This is a genomic window from Listeria weihenstephanensis, from assembly GCF_003534205.1.
In the GTDB taxonomy this organism is placed as follows: Bacteria; Bacillota; Bacilli; order Lactobacillales; family Listeriaceae; genus Listeria_A; species Listeria_A weihenstephanensis.
Window position 1 is genome coordinate 1,944,495 of the sequence record NZ_CP011102.1, and the last position, 20,236, is coordinate 1,964,730.

Sequence of the window (20,236 nt, forward strand, 5' to 3'; positions counted from 1 at the left end):
TAGTATCGCTGACTTTGGCGGCTGTTTCTAGGAAACCAAAGAAAAAACCCCCGTCTCTTGTCTTAACTAAATAAAACAAGGGACGAGAGTTAACCCGTGGTACCACCCTAAATTGAGGATAAAAAACTTCCTCCACTCAAAACAGTTAACGCCTGTCAACGTCCTTACTTACTGAGCATCACTATGCCGTTTAGCAAGAAGCCTCGGGAGTGTCTTTCCTGACAATTTCAACTGTGGCAAACCTCTCAGCCTAAGGGTTTGACTCTCTTATTCAGCAAATGCATGTCTTACTTTTCTCCGTCATCGGTCATCTATTAATTACCCTTAAGATTACTAGAATCTGCCTCGAAAGTCAACAATGTTTTAAAAATAATGACAAAAAAACAGCTTTAGTGTTTCATAATACATCCTTTTGTGATAATCTTTTGGTAGTAGCTATTTTTTTAAGGTGTAGGTGATGTGATTGATGAAAAATAAGTTCCTGTTTATCACTGTACTCTCGTTTTTGCTTATTGCAGCTGGTGTTTTATCTACTATCGCAATGGCAAATGCTAACACAGTGCAAGTAAAAGCAGAAGTCTTAAACGTCAGAGGCGGACCAGGACTCGCGTTTGATGTCACAGCCCAAGTCAGAAAGAACGAAATTTTAAATGTCATAGATGAAGAAAATAAATGGTATAAAGTTCGACTGAGCAATGGCCAAAGCGGCTATGTTGCTAGTTGGCTTGTTGAAAATGTAGATGTCAGCGCCTCGAGTAACAGCCTCGCAACCGTAACAAGCGACGGCGGTTTAAACGTTCGAAGTAAAGCATCCACCAATAGTTCTGTCCTTGGAACTCTAAAAGCTGGCGATCAAGTCACCGTGACAAGTCAATCTAACGGCTGGACTCAGATTCAGTATCAAGGAAAATCAGCCTGGGTTAACTCCTCTTACATCAAGATGCAAGAATCCGCAACAAAAGAATCTACTAGCAATTTGCAGACCGTAACCATACGATCAGATGGAACGAATATCCGATCTGGAGCTGGACGAAATACAAATACCATTGAAAAAGCCGATTCAGGAACCGTATATAATATCGAAGGCGTGCAAGGTGACTGGTATCAAGTCAAAACCGCTTCCGGCGAAGATGGTTATGTCGCCAACTGGGTTGTAGATGTTTCCAATTCCAAAACTCAGAGTGCGCCAAAATCTAAGACAACCTCCCTTGCCGAAGCAACTATCGTCATTGATCCAGGTCATGGTGGTAATGATCCTGGAGCAAAAGGCAAAAACGGTACCGTCGAGAAAAAAGCAACCTTGAAAACCGCGAAAGCAGTTGCGAAGCGTCTAGAACAGAGTGGCGCCAAAGTAATTTTAACACGCGACAGCGATGAGTACATTTCATTAAAAGAGCGCGCTAAAATTGCAGAAAAATACAACGCCGATGCCTTCATTTCGATTCACTTCGATTCCTTAGAAGACACCAGCGATACCAGCGTCAATGGCCAAACAACATACTATCACAAAAACAAAGATCAAAGTTTAGCCGACAGCATTAACGCTAGTCTAAAAAGCAACATAAACAGCAAAAACCGCGGCACACGTGACGGCGACTTCTACGTGCTACGCGAAAACACCCAACCATCCGTCCTACTCGAACTAGGCTACCTAAGCTCGACTATCGACGAAGCCAAAATGAACTCCAACGGCTTCCGCGAAGAAGTAGCAAACTCGATTTACGAAGGATTAGGGAATTATTTTGGGAATTAAAGACGAAAAGCGAAAACAGCCCGTTTATGTTGATGAACTTACAAAGCGTAGTGTGCTTTGTTGTAGTGAATCAATAGGCAGTTGAGCAACGCGAAACTGACAACCATTTAGCTGTTAGCGGCCGCAATAAAAACCCGCTCCTGGTTTTTGTGGAGGGCGTGAAGTTTTCGAGGAGTTGGCTGTTGGAGCTAGATCTGAAAATTAAACTACACCACAGAAACATGAATTCCCTCAAACTCGAGGGCCGAACATGAATAACTCCAAGGCTAGCAATCAAACCACAAAACCAACCGCATGGATTACATGCTCACTTTTTTCTCACGCATATTGAGACTCTAAATCAGCGAGCATTATCTCATAAGAGCCATAACATGCCAAATAAGCCACCTAAACAAATTGTTTAGGCGGCTTATTTTAATTCTAAAAATAAATATCTCTTATACAGCAACGCTACTTAAAAGCAAATCCAGATCTCCCAAGCACGTTCCTCTTTAAATTCCCTATTTCCCCAACAACTCCTGCGAATCCAAAATAATTGTCACCGGACCATGATTCACAATTCGAACATCCATAGACGCCCCGAAAACCCCAGTTTCAACAATTATTCCCTCACGCCCAAGCAAGTCATTAAACAAATCATACAGCCCAGACGCTACATCAGGTCCAGCCGAATTCGTAAAACTCGGACGCCTTCCCTTTTTCACATCTGCATATAACGTAAATTGTGAGATGCTCAAAATCGCACCGCCAAAATCCTGAATCGACAAGTTCATTTTCTCAGAATCATCTTCAAAAATACGCAAGCCAACAATTTTTTTAGCGATATATTTCACATCTTCCTCTGTATCATCATGCGTGAAACCCACTAGCAGACATAGCCCACTAGCGATTTCTCCCACAATCTCATCATCAATCGTCACGCTTGCTTCGTAACAACGCTGTGCCACAACTCGCATCGCTCATTCCTCCGCTCACTATCAATTCATTAAACGCCTAACCGTGTACACATCAGGAACTTGCTTGATTTTATCAACAACTCGTTGTAAATGCGTAATATTATGGATCTGCAATGTCAGAACAAGCGTCGCCATCTTATTATTATCAACTTTCGCATTGACACCGTTAATATTGCTTGTAAGGCTGTTAACGACCTGTAAAATATCATTGAGCATTCCATTACGATTATAGCCAAATACCTCAATATCAACGTTGTAGTCCGTTTTAGCAGTCATATCCGCGTCTTCCCAATCGACATCAATTAATCGCTCGGTATCCGGGCCATTAACATTCGGACAATCCTTCCGGTGAATCGAAATACCGCGACCTTTCGTGATATAGCCAACGATTTCATCCCCTGGAACTGGGTTACAACAACGAGATAGACGAATGAGCAAATTACCCACGCCCTGTACAACAACACCCGCATTATGCTTGATTTTAAGACGTTCATTGTTACTATCTGCTGGATTCTTCGGCTTTTCTTCTATTTTATTTAAAAGTTTCTCAGTTTGCTCTTCTAGTTCCCGCTCACGACGCTCTTTCTCCGTCAAACGATTGGCCACTTGAAGCGCGGTAATACCGTTATACCCAACCGCCGCAAACAAATCATCTTCATGACTAAAATTCAAGCGCTCCGCTAGTTTATTAATATTATCTGTTGTCATCACTTTCTTCGGTTCAAAATCAAGTTGGCGAAGTTCTTTCTCGACCATATCTCGGCCTTTTTCGACATTCTCTTCTTTCGCTTGGCGTTTAAAGAATTGACGAATCTTATTTTTCGCCTGCGATGTTTGCACGAGTTTCAACCAATCACGACTCGGACCGTAAGAATGTTTCGATGTCAAAATTTCAATGATATCGCCAGTTTTTAATTTATAATCAAGCGTGACAATTTTGCCATTAATTTTAGCGCCGATCGTCTTGTTACCAATTTCAGTATGGATTCGATAAGCAAAATCCAGTGGTACAGAACCGTTTGGTAGCTCGAAAACATCGCCTTTTGGTGTAAAAACGTAGACAACATCGGTAAATAAGTCGAGTTTCAAGGATTCCATGAATTCCTCTGCGTTCTCCGACTCATTTTGATATTCGATAATTTCGCGGAACCAGCTCATTTTATTATCAAAAGAAGTCTTCGAGTTGATGACTTTTCCTTCTTTGTAAGCCCAATGCGCCGCAACCCCATATTCAGCAATTTGGTGCATTTCCAGCGTCCGAATTTGAACTTCTAGCGGCTCGCCTTGCGGACCGATAACTGTTGTATGAAGCGATTGATACATATTTGATTTTGGCATCGCGATATAATCTTTAAAACGGCCTGGCATCGGCTTCCAGCGCGTATGGATGATACCCAAAACGGCGTAACAATCCTTGATGCTATCCACGATAATTCGAACAGCCAGCAAGTCATAAATTTCGTTAAATTGTTTATGCTGTTCCGACATTTTCCGATAAATCGAGTAAATATGTTTTGGACGGCCAGAAATATCAGCTTTAATATTTAACTCGTCTAAATTTTCGTTTACACCATCAATAACATCGCGCAAATAACGTTCTCGCTCTTCTCGCTTTTGTTTCATTAAGTGCACAATACGATAATATTGCTGTGGATTCAAGTAGCGAAGCGCTGTATCTTCTAGCTCCCACTTCACACGCGAAATCCCCAAACGATGCGCGATCGGTGCAAAAATTTCCAACGTTTCATTCGCGATTCGGCGTTGTTTCTCCACTGGTAAATGTTTCAAAGTACGCATATTATGCAACCTGTCTGCCAGTTTCACGAGCATGACGCGGATATCTTGCGCCATCGCAATGAACATTTTGCGGTGATTTTCCGCTTGTTGCTCTTCATGCGATTTATATTTAATTTTTCCCAGTTTAGTTACACCGTCTACAATCATCGCGATCTCTGGGCTAAACGCCTCTTCCAAGTCTTTCAATGTAATTGGCGTATCCTCTACGACATCGTGCAAAAATCCAGATGCCACGGTAGCTGGGTCCATTTCTAATTCTACTAATATCCCCGCGACTTGGATTGGATGAATAATGTACGGTTCTCCCGATTTGCGGAATTGGTCTTTGTGCGCTTCCCGTGCGTAGTCACAAGCCTTTTTAACAAGTGTAAGATGTTCCTCATTCATATAATGAGAAGCCATTTCTATCACTTGATCCGCTGTTAAATTTTGTTCTTTAGCCATAATGCCCCACACCCTTTTCATCCCGCATAATAATTTTAAGTATGTAAAAGCACCCACAAGTGAGTGCTGCAGCATGTCGACAAACGCTCATTGTCGTCGTTAAAACCTCCGTTCCAGTGCTCTCGTACCCTAGTACGCTCCACGCTGGTACTCACTTTTGCCTAGAAACTAAGCATTTGTCGACATGCTGAAATTTAGAAAAAATATCATGTAAAGCGGTTTTTCTACAGTCTGAAGCACCCACAAGTGAGTGCTCTTCTAAATCGAATCTTATTTAACATTATAGCATATTTTAGAAAACTGACAAAGTAGTTTTGACTGATTTTAGCTATATCCGCCGAATCTTTTCTTATCTTTTGTATGCGACCCAGAAAATGTCCTTGAAATTGCTCCTATCCAAGTAGAAAAGCAGCCATCTCCAATGAGTTAACTGCTTTTCCACTTTTTTAGAAGTCCATTAAAATAAGTTTGTCGTAACCCGCTAGTTTTTTATGTCCTTCAAGTTCTGTCAGTTCAATTAAGAATGCGCACCCAGCAACAACGCCGCCGAGTTCTTCTACCAGTTTAATTGTTGCTTCAATCGTGCCACCTGTTGCCAGTAAATCATCCGTAATTAGGACGCGTTGACCAGGTTTAATCGCATCTTTGTGCATCGATAATTTATTGGTACCATACTCTAAATCATATTCCATGTCTACCGTTTCACGCGGTAATTTATTCGGTTTACGAACTGGCGCGAAGCCGATTCCAAGCGAATAAGCCACTGGACAACCGATAATAAAGCCACGCGCTTCTGGTCCCACGATCACATCAATATTTAATTTTTTTGCGTATGCCACAATCTGATCCGTTGCGAATTTATAAGCCTCACCATTACTCATGAGTGGCGTGATATCTTTAAAAACAATACCTTCTTTTGGCCAGTCGTTTACAATCGCTACATAATTTCTCAATTCGTCTAAGTTCATTTTACTATTTCCTCCAAAATTGAATTCCCCTTTGAATTCATCAGCTTCTCAATCCATTCGTACAGTTCATTGTAGTTTGAATAGAGTAATTTCTGTTCCAACGCAATTCGGTATACCCGAGCCTTATAAATCTCCGAATCTTCCAAGTTACGCTTTTCTTTGACATCATTTAATCTAATCACGCCATCCTCTATTGTAGCAAAATTTAGATCAAAAAACACCTGTAACATAAAATCAATTTGATCATTCGTCCAGCTAAACTGTTTGGAAAGCCGCGACATATTCTGCGCGAGTGGGAAAGGTTGGTGTTTTTTGAGCACCGCATAAAGTTGCGCAAAATGTTGACGACTCGGCATCGACGCAATCGCATTACCATTTTCAGCCGCAACGTGCAGGTAAATCCGATCCGCTTCTGTATTCATCACAATCGCCTCAAGCAAGCCCACATCATCTGGTATATCCGCAAAAATAAGGTCTTTCGTTGTTGTCTCGACCAAGTCCGTTTCCGTCTGAATTTGCGTACAGATTAAGTTCTCATTCTGAGCTAGTAATTTTTCTTTCGTGCCATCTTTAAAACAAACAAAAACTTTATCCGTCGTCGTTCTAGATTCCAATAGTTTTTCCCATTCAGAACGGCTGCGAACATCGAATAATTGCCAATGTCCAATCTGTAAATCAACAATACGAAGTTGCGGTTTTCGCATGTTATTCCACTCGTTGATGGACAGTTCCCCAGCAACGTCTACTCTTGCCATCGGAGAAATTTTCTCAACAAGTTCGCCGCTGCCAAATCCAACTGCATCCATCGAAGCGCCAGAATCAGCTGTCAGCGCTGTTTTCAAATGTGTTTTATCCGCACCAATCCGCTTTGTGCCCGCTAAGCGAACCCCTTCAAACGCAAAAATAGGTTTTGGATTGTCCGTCCCAAATGGCGCCAACTTATTTAACTGGGCGATAAATTCAACGGTAACCGTCTCAACAGGAATCGTTTCTTCTACCCGCAAAATGGACACAAAATCTTCAGGAGCCAATGTTTCCCGCGCTAATTGCGATAAATTTTTGCGTAACGCTTCAACATCCGCCGCATCAAGCGTCATACCAGCCGCCATCGGGTGACCGCCAAACGCTTTTAAAAGTTCCTTATTAGCATCAAGCGCCTTGTACAGGTGAAACGCTTCGATACTCCGTCCAGACCCTTTCGCGATACCCGTCACTTCATCGATTCCAAGCACGATCACAGGTCGCGCGAAACGATCGACCAGTTTAGACGCCACAATCCCGACAACCCCTGGATTCCAGCCCACTTTACCGATCACAAGCACCTCATTGCCCTCATCCATAAAATCAGCTTCAATCATCGCCAAAGCTTCTTCCGTAATTTGAGATACAATCGTTTGACGCTCTTTATTCGCCTCATCAATCTCCTCTGCTAGAAAAACCGCTTCCTCGGGATCATCCGTTAGTAAAAGATCAGCCGCCGGATCTGCGGGACCTAAACGACCAACAGCATTCAACCGTGGCGCAATCATAAAGCCGATCGTTTCTTCCGTCGCCTCAGATAACTTAGCGCTCGCCAGTTTAGCAAGTGCCGCCACACCAATATTGGCATTTTCACGAAGAACGCGCAATCCTTTTTGCACGAATAGGCGGTTTTCATCTGTCAGAGAAACAAGATCTGCCACCGTTCCAATCGCCACTAAATCGAGCAATTCTGTCGGTTCCTCACCTAACAGCGCGTGAGCAAGCTTGTAAGCCACGCCTACACCCGCTAAATCAGGAAATGGGTAATTGGACTCTGGATGCCGCGGATGGATCACAGCGACCGCCTCAGGCATCGTCTCCTTCGCCTCATGATGATCCGTCACGATCACATCAAGCCCGATTTCTTTCGCGTGCGCCATAACGTCCAGCGCTGAAATCCCATTGTCCACAGTAATCAATAAATCAACGCCAGATTCTTTCGCCTGCGTAAATGCCGCGCTATTCGGACCATATCCTTCCAAGAACCGATTAGGAATATAAAAATCTGCATTAGCGCCAAGGTTTCGCAATGTTTTTAGCAACACCGTTACACTCGTCACACCATCTGCATCGTAATCACCGTATACCAAAATATTTTCCCCAGCTTCAATCGCTTGCTTAATCCGTGCAACAGCCTTGTCCATCTCTGCAAATAAAAATGGATCATACGCCTCATACTTATCCGGATTTAAAAATTTATCCAATTGACCAGCCGTCGTCACCTTGCGCCGTGCAAAAAGCTCTGCCATCGGTAACGTACATTTCAGCTCTTCCGCCACTTGTTGCATCGCTGTTTCATCGGCCGTTTCGACCTGCCATTTATATTTAGAATGAATCATGATATACCACCCCTCAACCTTACCCATTATACCGAAAAACATGATAAAAGTATACGCAAAAAAGACCACCAAGTTCAGGCGGTCCTTTTGCCGATATTTTTAAACAGTTGGTTTTGGCGCTTCATCAGCAACTTTCACTTCGGAAACCTTCACTTTACGTGATTTTTCAGCAGCTAGATTACGTTCCAAATCTTTTTTCGCCGCTTCCAATGTCTTAATCTGCTTTTTCATCGAATTAACACGAACAATATTCAAGCAGAAGAAAATCAAGCAACCAATCAACACCGATCCCAAAATAATTAAAATCAGCGGCCAACTCGCCTTCGCAAATAAGAAATTCACCTCAACAGAATCCACATTTATGATCGCAAAAATTGCAATTACAATCGCTAACACAATCCCAACTATTACTTGCCATTGTACTTTCATTCTAAAAATCCCCTCTCGTATAGCAACGTTAAATTATGCAAATCTCTCGTACCAATATTTATATCTAAAATTGCCGCCAGTTCAAAATGAATCTCACCATACGACTGCGCAGCGTCATCGAAATCTTCCTAAAATGAAAACACCCAAATCCCGCAATACACAAGCGTTAGGCCGCCCACAATAAAGATCGATTTCATAACATACCACGGTAAAATCATAAAGATAAAAGCAATAATCCCAATAATAATCGAGATGAAAAATGAATCCCACCCGTCAAAATCAGGCCAACCACCATCTAGCCAACCGTTATGCCAATCTTTCGAATAGAATAATCCGAGCACAAAAAGCCCCACGCCAAGCGCTATCACAACTATCTGCCAAATCATATGTTTGCCCTACTCCTTATTATCAATAAAAAATGCCGAATGCTTATCTCACCTGATTCTCCTCAGATAAGATAAACATTCGGCATCAGACGCTTCTTAGCTAAGTCTTGCCGAAAATCCGCTTATCACAGATTATACGACTGGTTGGTCCGTTCTTGAGCGTTTTTTCTTCTTCTGCGTATTAATAACGCCTTTTTTCTTCAGTTCGCGTTTCTTAAATACATACCACAATTGCATTGCCATGAAGATGGATGAGAACACACTAGATACTAATCCAATTAATAGCGCAATCGAGAAGTTCAGAATCGACTCGTTACCGAAGATAATCAAAGCGATAACCGTGAACAATACTGTCAAAATGGTATTGATCGAACGGATAAAGGTTTGACGTAAACCGTGATTGACCGCAAACGCGATATCCTCTGGTTTTTTGAAACGTCCCATTTTGTAGGAAACGTCCCGGATCCTATCAGCCGTAACGATCGTATCATTAATCGAATAACCGATGACGGTCAGCACCGCCGCAATAAATGTCAGATCGACCTCTAAGCGGAATATGCTGAAGAAGATAAAGATCATGAAGGCATCAAACAGTAGCGAAAGAATTGTCGCGATCCCCATCGATAACTCGAATCGGAAAGCAATATAAACGACAATCAAGAGTGATGCAATGGCAAGTGCCCACAGACCATCTTTCGCCAGTTCTTGTCCAACAGTTGGCGTTACCGTGCTAATATTCGGATCTTCCCCGTACGCTTTTTTGAAATACGTTTTAAACTTCGCAATTTCATCCTGCGTCAAGGCACCCTTATAACTAATAACAGCCGTTTTATTGTTATTTTGGAAATTAACATCATCAGAAGGCATATCAATTTCCTTCAAATCTTTATTAATCTGCGTCTCCGTAAGTGCATGCGTCGATGTGACTTCCGCACGCGTACCACTCGCAAAATCAATACCTAGATTCAATTTGAACACCGATAGAATAACAATTCCGACGACCACAATGACCGCGAAAGTAGTTAAGAATGCGCGATGATGTTTTACGAAATCATACTTATCAAAATGCGTTTTCAAATCGAATGTTTGCTTACCTTCATGTAAGTCATGGATATCTTTACGGCGAACCGCGAATAATCCTGGCTTATTATTCAGTGCATTACTGCCTACAAGAAGTCCCATAAGCGCTCTTGAACCCCAAACGGCAGTCAAGAAACTCACTAAAATACTAATAATCAATACGGTCGCGAAACCTTTAATCGAGCTTGACCCGAAGTAGAAAAGAACTCCAGCAACGATCAGTGTCGAAATATTTCCATCAAAGATAGCTCTGAAGGATTCTTTCCCACCTGTATCGAAGGCTGTTTTCGTGGATTTACCAACCTTGAGTTCTTCCCTTATCCGCTCGTAGGTAATAACGTTGGCATCGACCGCCATACCAATACCGAGAATTAATCCGGCAATACCTGGTAGAGTAAGGGTTGCGTTTAGTAAACCTAAGATGAGTAGCACAATGTATGTGTATGCCACGAGCGTAATAGACGCCACAATACCTGGTAAACGGTATACAGCGATCATGAAGATAAAGATTGCAATAACACCTACAAGACCAGCAACAACCGTTTCAGACAAAGCATCTTGTCCAAACTGTGCGCCGACCGATGTCGAATAAACTTCTGTTAATTTAACTGGAAGCGCACCAGAATTTAGCAAGTTCGCTAGTTCTTTTGCAGACTTCATTGTAAAACTACCAGAGATTTCTACTTTCTTCGTATCCAATTCCCGATCTACGTTTGGTGCAGAAAGGAATGCTGGTTTTTCTTTTACGCGTTCTGTTTTATATTTCAGTCCATCTTTCCAATCCAACCAAATAACTAATTGATTGTCTGGCGCTTTTGCAGCAATTGTTTTTGTTACGTTAGCAAATTTATCTTTGCTTTTCATTTCCAATGTAACGATTGCTTGGTTCTTATCGTTTGTCACAGCTTTAGCGCTGCCTGGTACAAGGTCACTACCATCCATCATCAACTTATCATTCGCATCACGGAATGACAATACAGCTTGTGTCGATAGGATTTTTCGTGCTTCTGTTTGATCCGTTACACCTGCGAGCTGCACACGAATACGGTTGCCGCCCTCAATTGTAATAACCGGTTCCGTAACACCTAACGTATTAATACGCTGATCAAGTGTTGCTACGGTTTCTTTCAGTGTTTCATTGGTTACTTTACTTTTTCCGTCAGCTGGCTCTACTTGGTAAAGAACCTCGAAACCACCTTGAAGATCAAGGCCGAGATTGATTTTATCTAGAACAGGTTTTGCTGTAAAAATAACCGCTCCAAAAATAATCGCCACAATCAGGAAAAATGTAATTATCTTACTCTTCTTTATCATTTCTTTCTAATTCCTCCCTCATCTACTAACAACAGAACGCCCTTTTTGACGTCGTTACGCTATGTAGAATGCTAGTCTTGCTCTCCCATCAGAAGTTCTAAAGCATCTTCCTTCATTTCCTCATCTGGCGGACCCATCGTAATAAAGTCCATTAGTTCTGCTATTTTCATTTGCAAAATGTCGTGAATGCGTTGATGCAACTGCGGATCTTCTTGATCTTTCCAAATAACTTCCACTAAAAAAGACCAAATATGTTCCGCTTCGATTTCACGGTACCCCATAATTTTAAAATCTTCTACTCTAATTAAAATTGCTATTTCTAACTGGTCGTACCACTCTTTGTCAGATCTTCGTCTCATTCTCACACCTTCTTTTTCAAACAACATAGATTCATTTTATCTAATTATGAAGTAAATGGGAAGCATAATCTTCAAAAAACACAAATCTTTATTTCTACGTTGTTCACAAATTGATCGAATCTAGCCCTAAAAAGCACCTTTTTTTGCGTTCAAAAGAGGGTTTTACTAGCAAAAACACAACAATTCCTTTAAAAGCAGTTAACTTCTTTATACCCCGATATTTGCAAGAAAAAACAAGCCAATACGCGGAAATTAATCCATGGCTTGTTTTATCGGAAAATATGTCTTACTTTTTCTCTGTATCTACGTCTGTGGTAGGTGTTTCTTCCACTTCTGTTTCTTCCACTTCCACTACTTCTTCAACTGCGTCTGCTTTCGCTAAAACAGTACGGACTGCATTGCGATCAAAAGTTAGTTCGCTACCTGCACAATCAAGTACAATATTGCCATCTTCAATTGCTACGACTGTTCCGTGCAACCCTCCGATAGTAATGATTTTATCGCCTTTAGAAAGACCACTTTGCATTGAAGTCACTTCTTTTTGACGTTTCTGTTGTGGACGGATAAGCAAGAAGTAAAATAATACGATCATAAGTAATAATGGTATTAGCATTGCCATGTGTTTATTCAGCTCCTTTCATTCTTAATTCTATATTAGAAATTTTTCGCATTCGGACCATTAAGGCCATACTGCTCAAAAAATTCTTCCCGGAAATCAGCAAGGCGGTCGTTCATAATTGCTCCACGAACTTGCCCCATTAAGTTTAACAGAAAATGTAGATTATGATAAGTGGTAAGCCTAATTCCAAATGTTTCATCACAACGAATCAAATGACGAATGTAGGCGCGAGAATAGTTTTTGCATGTGTAGCAATCACAAGCTTCGTCAATTGGACGAAAATCACGCGCAAATTTGGCGTTACGAACAACTAAACGACCTTGGCTCGTCATACACGTACCATTTCTAGCAATACGCGTCGGAAGTACACAGTCAAACATATCAATACCTCGAATCACACCATCAATTAAGGCATCAGGCGAACCAACACCCATCAAATACCGCGGTTTATTCGCAGGCAAGAGCGGTGTCGTATACTCAAGTACCTCATTCATAATATCTTTTGGTTCCCCAACCGACAATCCGCCAATCGAATAACCAGGAAAATCCATCGATACAAGATCACGCGCACTTTGCTCACGTAAATCTTTAAACGAACCACCTTGCACAATCCCAAAAAGTCCTTGATCATGCGGACGCGCGTGTGCTTTTAAACCACGTTCTGCCCAGCGAGACGTTCGCTCAATCGATTTTTTCATGTAGTCATGCGTTGCAGGATACGGTGGACACTCGTCAAACGACATCATAATATCCGAGCCAAGCGAATTTTGAATTTGAATCGCTTTTTCAGGTGAAAGGAATAATTTATCCCCGTTCAAATGATTACGGAAATGCACGCCTTCTTCTTTAATATCACGCATATCGCTCAGACTAAATACTTGGTAACCACCAGAATCCGTCAAAATCGCCTGATCCCAGTTCATAAATTTGTGAAGACCACCAGCTTCTTCAATCAAATCCTCACCAGGTCGCAACCACAAGTGATACGTGTTGCTCAAAATAATACCAGAACCCATTGCTTTTAGTTCTTCTGGAGACATTGTTTTAACAGTCGCAAGCGTTCCCACTGGCATAAACATAGGCGTATCAAAAGAACCGTGAGGCGTGTGAATTTTGCCAAGGCGGGCGCCCGTTTGCTTATCTGTTTTTATTAGTTCATAGGTAATCGCAGCCATTTTCTACCTCTTTCTATTTGTTATATCCAAACCATAGCATATCTAAAAAAGCACTGAAAAACAAGTCTTTTCTAGTAAAAAAATAAATTAAGCGTAAATAAACATCGCATCACCGAAACTAAAGAATCGATATTTTTCCGCGACCGCATGCTCGTAGGCCGCCATAATCTTTTCACGGTCAGCAAGCGCACTTACCAGCATAATCAGCGTCGATTTCGGCAAATGGAAATTCGTAATCAAGGCATCCACCGCTTTAAACGTGTAACCCGGCGAAATAAATATCTCCGTCCAGCCGCTATCTTCTTGCAACTTCCCGTCAAATTTCGACGCAATCGTTTCCAGCGTCCGAATCGATGTTGTCCCCACCGCAACAATTTTGCCACCAGCAGCCTTCACAACATTTAATTCGTGCGCAGCCTCTGCCGTCAATCGGTAAAATTCCGAGTGCATTTTGTGATTTTCCGTATCTTCCACATCCACTGGCCGGAACGTTCCCAAACCAACATGGAGCGTTAAGAAAACGACCTTCACACCTTTTGCGCGAACCTGTTCCAATAAATCCTGCGTGAAATGTAAACCAGCTGTTGGCGCTGCTGCCGAACCATTTTCACGAGCAAAGACAGTCTGATAACGATCCTGATCCTCCAGTTGTTCTTTGATATACGGAGGTAACGGCATTTCACCTAATCGCTCTAAAATTTCATAAAAAATACCACTGTACTCAAATTGTAAAATACGACCGCCATGCTCCAGCTCTTCCAAACAAACCGCTGAAAGTTCACCGTTACCAAATACGATCCGCATTCCTTTACGAATTCTTTTGGCAGGCTTAACAAGCGTTTCCCAAGCATCGCCTTCCATTTGCTTCAGCAACAAAACTTCAATATGCGCACCCGTCTCCGCTTTTTCGCCGTGAAGTCGTGCTGGTAAAACACGCGTATCATTCAAAACAAGCGCATCTCCATCCTTCAAATGCTCCAAAATCGCAGGGAAATGCTTATCTTCCATCGCGCCCGTTTCCTTATTGAGTAACAACAACCGACTCGACGTCCGATCAAGCAGCGGCGTCTGTGCAATTAATTCTTCTGGTAATTCAAAATCAAAATCTTCTACTCTCATTTCGACACACCTTTTCATTCACTTTTCGTTAATCCTAAATGCTCGTAAGCCGCGTCCGTCACCAATCTTCCGCGTGGCGTCCGCTGTAAAAATCCAATCTGTAACAAATATGGTTCTTGCATATCCTCAATCGTTTCGCGTTCTTCGCCGATGCTCGCTGCAATCGTATCCAAGCCAACTGGCCCACCACGAAATGAGCCGATAATTGTCGCAAGCAATCGCTGATCAATGGTATCCAAACCACGCGGATCCACTTGCAGTAGCGTCAATGCCTCGCGCGCCAAGCTTTCCGTCACCAAGCCATCACTACGAACTTGCGCAAAATCACGCACCCGTTTTAGTAGACGATTCGCAATACGCGGCGTTCCACGTGATCGTCTCGCAATCTCAACTGCGCCATATTTCTCAACTTCCGTATCCAAAATATCCGCCGTCCGTGTCACAATCTCCGTCAACTGCTCCTCCGAATAAAACTCCAGGTGGTCAATCACGCCAAATCGATCACGCAAAGGCGCTGATAACTGCCCAGCACGCGTTGTTGCACCAATCAACGTAAATGGCGGTAAATCCAAGCGTACTGAACGCGCTGTAGGGCCTGCACCAATCACGATATCCAAACAATAATCCTCCATCGCTGGATACAGTATCTCTTCGATCGAACGATTCAACCGATGAATCTCATCAATAAACAACACATCTCCAGGCTCAAGCGTCGTCAAAATCGTCGCCAAATCACCTGGTCGCTCAATCGCAGGACCACTCGTCGTTCGCATCGTCGTTCCCATTTCATTCGCAATCACCATCGCAAGCGTCGTCTTCCCAAGCCCAGGTGGCCCATATAAAAGCACATGATCCAGCGCCTCTTCGCGCTGTTTCGCCGCTTCGATGAACACCTCTAAGTTATTCTTCACTTTTTCTTGTCCGATGTACTGCGCCAAGGTCTGTGGGCGGAGACTTTTCTCGAAGGAAACCTCTTCTTGATTCACATTTTCACCAGAAATGATGCGGTCTTCCATGTCACATTCCCCCTGTTCTTACTTGGTCATCAGCTGCAATGCCAATTTGATATAATCATTGCTCGTCAACACTTCTTTTTCCAATTTAGGCAATACTTTTTTGAGCTCACGTGTGCTGTAACCAAGTGCCTCGAGTGCCAAAACTGCCTCCTCAAGCGCCGGCGGTAGCCCATCGGAAATGTCCTTCGTCGCCTTTTGAACCGTAATCTGATCCGCCGCCACATCCGCAAGCTTCCCTTTTAAGTCCAAAATAATTTGGCGCGCCGTCTTTTTTCCGACACTCGGAAACTTCGTCAAATACACATCATCTTCCGCTTCAATCGCCGAAATAAGTGGCACAGGATCGCCCGCCGCAATAATCGCAAGCGCACTCTTTGGACCAATTCCCGAAACACCTAGCAGTTTTTTAAATAAATAACGCTCTTCTGATGTCTGAAAACCGAACAAGGAAATATTGTCCTCACGTACATGCTGATATAGAAAAACCTTCGTTTCCTTCCCTTCCAAACTGGAGAAAGAGAACGGATTTCCAGTGATAATTTGATAACCAATGTGGCCCGTTTCGATCACAATATATTCCGGAGAAATATCCGTCACCGTACCTTTTATATATTCATACAAAGAAAATGCCCCTCCATCTAAAAATAAATTCGCTCCTTCCATGATAGCATAAAAAAGAACATTTGTACTATTAAACGCGCAACAATTTCAACAAACTTAAAAACTACACAACTCTCCAAATAATTCTTGTAAAGACGAATGAAATCGCATACAATGGATAAAAGTAAAGAGACTGCGAGGGATTATAATGACTGAAAAAACAATATTCAAAACACTAAGAAAAATCATTCAAGCGATGCCATCCATTGCAAATCCAACTAACCGAAATCTGTCCCAACATCAAGTCGATCAAAAACTAAAGCAATTGAACAAAGAAGATAACAAAAACAGATAAAAAAACCTCACGAAAATTCTCTCGTAAGGTTTAATAAATTAGCCAATATGCTTAATATTTTCGGCAATCACCGCGGCCGAAGCATCAAACTGCTCTTGCTCCAACGCATTCAATTGCAATGTGATAATTTCCTTCACACCATCCTGCGATAAAACGGCTGGCACGCCAATTGCAATACCATGCTTGCCGTATTCCCCATCCAGGACACAAGAAACCGCCAAGGCTCGGTGGCTTCCACTGAAAATATTACGGCAAATTTCCACAATCGTTCCAGCGATACCATATTCCGTGCACCCTTTTTGATGATAGATTTCAAAGCCAGTATCGCGCGCACGTTCACCGATATCCTTCAAATCAAATTCCGTTCCAAACTTTTCTTTGCTGTAGGCGTTGATCGACTTTCCGTACACCGACGAATGCGACCAAACTGGAAATTGTGAATCGCCATGTTCACCAAGTACAAACGCATCAATACTTTGCGGTGCCACATCCAATTTTTCAGATAACAAACGACGTAATCTGGTTGTATCTAGCCAAACGCCAGTACCAAGCACCCGATGACGCGGTAATCCAGAGAGCTGCCATACTTGATACGTAATAATATCAACCGGATTCGCCGCTACTAAAAAGATACCTTCAAACCCGTTCTCCATCATCTTTGGGACAATATTTGCAATGATCCGCGATGTACTTTTTAGCTCATCCAACCTCGTTTGGCCCTCTTTCAAAGCACCGGCCGTCACGGTAATCACCGCGATATCGATGTCACGACAATCCTTCGCCTCACGTACGCTAATTTTCATCATACCATGCGTAAAAGCCGCTGCATCCGCTAAATCCTTGCGATGGCCTTCCACACGTTCTGTATTTAAATCGACAAGGACTAATTCCTCACAAATATTCTGATTCACAAAAGCATGCGCCGCCGCCGAACCAACATTCCCAGCACCGATAATCATCACTTTTCTAGGTTTCAAATTCATCAATCCTTCCCACTTCATGTTCCTATTTTACACAGAATTAAGTCGAAAAGGAAGTAATCGATTTACTATTTTTGCAGCAATTCCAACTGTGGCGAACTTGCCCCAACAACCGCACCTTCTAATTGATACAAGAAATAACCACTTAAACCTAATAATAATGTTCCTAAAACTGCCCCAGTTACGATTAATTTTTTCATCTTTACCCGCTCCATTCGCCTTATTTATAGGTTCATTTTATCAATAAAGAGCGACCAATTCCCGCGATTTAGATGACATCTACCTTACAATTTTGACACAAAAAAAACCTGCCTACAAAAGTAAGCAAGTTCCTCTTTTAAAAATCTTCGTATGGTGGTTTACGAGAAACGCACATGATACCTGAAATAAGTAGTAGTACGCCTGGCACGATCCAAAGTAGTTGAATCAATACAAAGCCAACACCGCCGATAATAATCAAGATAATACCCCAAAGTTTAGCATTCGCTTTGATTAGACAAGATGCGACAATCGCAAATCCGGACATTAGAAAAATCAATACACCAAATGCAATAGCGCCAAATCCAAAGAGGCTACCGAAATCCTCCATCGTTGCAACCGAAGCTGCCGTCATAAATAAACCAGCCAGCATCGTTGTTCCAGCTGCAATAATACCTGTAATCCCGCCAATTAATCCTAATACAAATTCTGCTGTTCTGTTCATTGAGCTCTCCTTCTTTGTTCTTGAATTTAAAAGCCACGTAAAAAAGCCTATAGAACAAGATTACACTAATATCAGCGCGCTGTAAAGTACCTCAATACCCATCCGCATTCGTGTATACTTCCTGCACATCATCATCGTCCTCTAGCGCATCAACCATCCGCTCAAATTGTTCCTTTTTATCCTCTGGAACTTCGTTTATCACCTGTGGAATCATCGATAACTCCGCCGTCGCAAAATGATACCCCGCCGCATCAAGCGCATCTTTGACCTCCGTAAATGCTCCCGCCTCGGTGTAAATCTCAAAAGCTTCGTCGCTAACTTCCACATCATCCGCCCCAGCCTCAATCGCCTCCAGCATAAACGTATCCTCATCAGCCTCCAAGCCCTCTCGTTCGATCACAATATATCCCTTACGATCAAACCATATACGCAACACTTCCCGTCTCACCAAGACTACCGCCGTTCTTATTAAATGCAACGCGCACGTTTGTTGATGTCCGGTTCCGATTATCCGTTAACGTATGCACAAGCACCGCAATACCACCTGGTCCATATCCTTCATACGTGATCTCATCGTAATGCTCCCCATTCGTATTCCCAGCAGCCTTATCAATCGCTCGCTTAATATTATCATTCGGCATATTCACCGCTTTCGCCTTATCCACCACAAGTCGTAAAGACGCATTCGTAGCAATATCCGCCCCACCCTTCGCCGCCACAAAAATTTCCTTCGCTAACTTCTGAAAAACTTTTGCCCGCTTAGAGTCCTGCGCATTTTTCCGGCCTTGAATATTTTTCCACTTCGAATGTCCTGCCATATTTCACTACACTCCCTCAAACTCATTTGTTAGTTAAAAGTCTAGCCTAGTTCACTCAAAACATCAATGAAAACGCTACAAAAAATCACGCCGAACCAATTTTTACATGGTTCGGCGTGATTCCCATATATTATTTCATCTTCACAGGCAGTCTGTAAACATGATACGTTCCTAATTCTCGTGTTTTACCACCCAGCAAAGCAATCTCTTCCAAGGCATTTTGAACCAGCTGCGTCTCACCGTCAGAAAGTAAATCAATTAAAAAGAAATACTCGCCAAGCGATGTTTTTAGCGGTCTAGATTCAATTTTACTCATATCAATATTCCGCCACGCAAAAGTAGCCAATACTTTATGAAGCGCACCCGGCATGTTATTCGGTAAAATAACACTTACCGATGTCTTCTCTTCCGCGCGATCTGGCAACGCGATATTCACTGGATTTCGACTTAAAACGACAAATCTCGTCTGATTCAACTCAATATCTTGGGCATTTTCTTTTACAATCATGAGACCATACTGCTCAGCCGCCATATAAGGCGCAATAGCAGCAACAAGCTCACTAGGATGATTACTCACCCATTCCGCCGCATAAGCCGTAGAAGGGGTCGTCTCACGCTCGACACCATATAGCTCTGTTTGTAAGAACGTATGGCACTGCGCGATTGCTTGCGGATGTGACATCACCTTTTGAACAGATTGCCACGTCGCTTTGTTATTCGGATGCACCATAATATGTTGCGCAATCGGAACGACAATTTCCGCTACGATGGGCACGCTTGAAATATGATACAAATAATCGAGCGTGATATTCACCGTTCCCTCAAGCGTATTTTCAATCGGAACGACCGCTACATCGACTTTCCCTTTTTCAATCGCCATAATGCAATCGGGAATAGACGCGTATGCAATTGCCTCCTCATCAGGAAATGCGCTAACTGCCGCAGAATGTGTGAATGTCGCCACCGGACCCAAATAACCAACCTTCATCAAAATGCCACCCCTTT

19 protein-coding genes, 1 pseudogene and 1 other annotated feature are annotated in these 20,236 nt (G+C 42.6%); of the genes and pseudogenes, 2 read left to right on the top strand and 18 right to left on the bottom strand.

Translation table 11 applies throughout. From position 1 onward, the window contains the following. Positions 1-75 precede the first annotated feature (75 nt). Positions 76-313, bottom strand: a binding site (T-box leader). Between the two features lie 153 nt (positions 314-466). Then, the gene (locus UE46_RS09455) at positions 467-1,753 is read left to right on the top strand and encodes an N-acetylmuramoyl-L-alanine amidase (RefSeq protein WP_036061752.1); all 1,287 of its coding nucleotides are present in this window, start codon (positions 467-469) and stop codon (positions 1,751-1,753) included. Positions 1,754-2,253: 500 nt separating this feature from the next. On the opposite strand, the gene dtd is transcribed toward UE46_RS09455, so the two are convergent. From dtd to ruvA, 13 genes are all read right to left on the bottom strand, one after another. Next, positions 2,254-2,709, bottom strand: a complete 456-nt coding sequence (dtd, locus tag UE46_RS09460; protein WP_118907572.1) for a D-aminoacyl-tRNA deacylase — start codon at positions 2,707-2,709, stop codon at positions 2,254-2,256. 21 nt (positions 2,710-2,730) lie between these two features. Further along, positions 2,731-4,950: a RelA/SpoT family protein gene (locus UE46_RS09465; RefSeq protein ID WP_036061749.1), complete on the bottom strand. Its 2,220-nt coding sequence runs from the start codon at positions 4,948-4,950 to the stop codon at positions 2,731-2,733. A 446-nt stretch (positions 4,951-5,396) separates the two neighbouring features. Further along, a complete protein-coding gene (locus tag UE46_RS09470; protein WP_036061747.1) occupies positions 5,397-5,918 on the bottom strand; it encodes an adenine phosphoribosyltransferase in 522 nt (173 codons plus the stop codon). Then, a complete protein-coding gene (recJ, locus tag UE46_RS09475) occupies positions 5,915-8,278 on the bottom strand; it encodes a single-stranded-DNA-specific exonuclease RecJ (protein WP_118907573.1) in 2,364 nt (787 codons plus the stop codon). The genes UE46_RS09470 and recJ overlap by 4 nt, the downstream gene beginning before the upstream one ends. Before the next feature lie 99 nt (positions 8,279-8,377). Beyond that, a complete protein-coding gene (locus tag UE46_RS09480) occupies positions 8,378-8,707 on the bottom strand; it encodes a LapA family protein (RefSeq protein WP_036061745.1) in 330 nt (109 codons plus the stop codon). 128 nt (positions 8,708-8,835) lie between these two features. After that, positions 8,836-9,093, bottom strand: a complete 258-nt coding sequence (locus tag UE46_RS09485; RefSeq protein WP_036061742.1) for a hypothetical protein — start codon at positions 9,091-9,093, stop codon at positions 8,836-8,838. Positions 9,094-9,225: 132 nt separating this feature from the next. Next, the gene (gene secDF / locus UE46_RS09490; RefSeq protein ID WP_036061741.1) at positions 9,226-11,487 is read right to left on the bottom strand and encodes a protein translocase subunit SecDF; all 2,262 of its coding nucleotides are present in this window, start codon (positions 11,485-11,487) and stop codon (positions 9,226-9,228) included. Positions 11,488-11,558: 71 nt separating this feature from the next. Continuing rightward, on the bottom strand, positions 11,559-11,846 hold the full coding sequence (locus UE46_RS09495) for a post-transcriptional regulator (protein ID WP_051492996.1): 288 nt from the start codon (positions 11,844-11,846) through the stop codon (positions 11,559-11,561). A gap of 286 nt (positions 11,847-12,132) precedes the next feature. Then, the gene (yajC, locus tag UE46_RS09500) at positions 12,133-12,465 is read right to left on the bottom strand and encodes a preprotein translocase subunit YajC (protein WP_036061740.1); all 333 of its coding nucleotides are present in this window, start codon (positions 12,463-12,465) and stop codon (positions 12,133-12,135) included. Between the two features lie 35 nt (positions 12,466-12,500). Further along, positions 12,501-13,640 carry a tRNA guanosine(34) transglycosylase Tgt gene (gene tgt, locus UE46_RS09505; protein ID WP_036061739.1) on the bottom strand — a complete coding sequence of 380 codons (1,140 nt, stop codon included), beginning with the start codon at positions 13,638-13,640 and terminating at the stop codon, positions 12,501-12,503. Between the two features lie 87 nt (positions 13,641-13,727). Next, positions 13,728-14,759 (bottom strand): tRNA preQ1(34) S-adenosylmethionine ribosyltransferase-isomerase QueA, encoded by a 1,032-nt coding sequence (gene queA, locus UE46_RS09510; protein ID WP_036061737.1) that lies wholly within the window; start codon positions 14,757-14,759, stop codon positions 13,728-13,730. A 14-nt stretch (positions 14,760-14,773) separates the two neighbouring features. Then, a complete protein-coding gene (gene ruvB / locus UE46_RS09515) occupies positions 14,774-15,775 on the bottom strand; it encodes a Holliday junction branch migration DNA helicase RuvB (protein WP_036061735.1) in 1,002 nt (333 codons plus the stop codon). Positions 15,776-15,793: 18 nt separating this feature from the next. Then, positions 15,794-16,396 carry a Holliday junction branch migration protein RuvA gene (gene ruvA, locus UE46_RS09520; protein WP_036061733.1) on the bottom strand — a complete coding sequence of 201 codons (603 nt, stop codon included), beginning with the start codon at positions 16,394-16,396 and terminating at the stop codon, positions 15,794-15,796. 187 nt (positions 16,397-16,583) lie between these two features. Between ruvA and UE46_RS16315 the strand changes: the two genes are divergently transcribed. After that, the gene (locus UE46_RS16315) at positions 16,584-16,730 is read left to right on the top strand and encodes a hypothetical protein (RefSeq protein WP_159103109.1); all 147 of its coding nucleotides are present in this window, start codon (positions 16,584-16,586) and stop codon (positions 16,728-16,730) included. Positions 16,731-16,768: 38 nt separating this feature from the next. Here the strand turns inward: UE46_RS16315 and UE46_RS09525 are convergent, their stop codons facing one another. The 5 genes and pseudogenes from UE46_RS09525 to pheA form a co-directional block, all read right to left on the bottom strand. Then, on the bottom strand, positions 16,769-17,707 hold the full coding sequence (locus UE46_RS09525; RefSeq protein ID WP_036062023.1) for an L-lactate dehydrogenase: 939 nt from the start codon (positions 17,705-17,707) through the stop codon (positions 16,769-16,771). A gap of 71 nt (positions 17,708-17,778) precedes the next feature. Next, positions 17,779-17,910, bottom strand: a complete 132-nt coding sequence (locus UE46_RS16410; RefSeq protein ID WP_257791165.1) for a hypothetical protein — start codon at positions 17,908-17,910, stop codon at positions 17,779-17,781. A 137-nt stretch (positions 17,911-18,047) separates the two neighbouring features. Beyond that, positions 18,048-18,413, bottom strand: a complete 366-nt coding sequence (locus UE46_RS09530) for a DUF4064 domain-containing protein (RefSeq protein WP_036061732.1) — start codon at positions 18,411-18,413, stop codon at positions 18,048-18,050. A gap of 91 nt (positions 18,414-18,504) precedes the next feature. After that, positions 18,505-19,231 (bottom strand): annotated as a pseudogene (locus tag UE46_RS09535) (YebC/PmpR family DNA-binding transcriptional regulator). 130 nt (positions 19,232-19,361) lie between these two features. Then, positions 19,362-20,219 (bottom strand): prephenate dehydratase, encoded by an 858-nt coding sequence (gene pheA / locus UE46_RS09540; RefSeq protein ID WP_036061730.1) that lies wholly within the window; start codon positions 20,217-20,219, stop codon positions 19,362-19,364. Between the last annotated feature and the right edge of the window lie 17 nt (positions 20,220-20,236).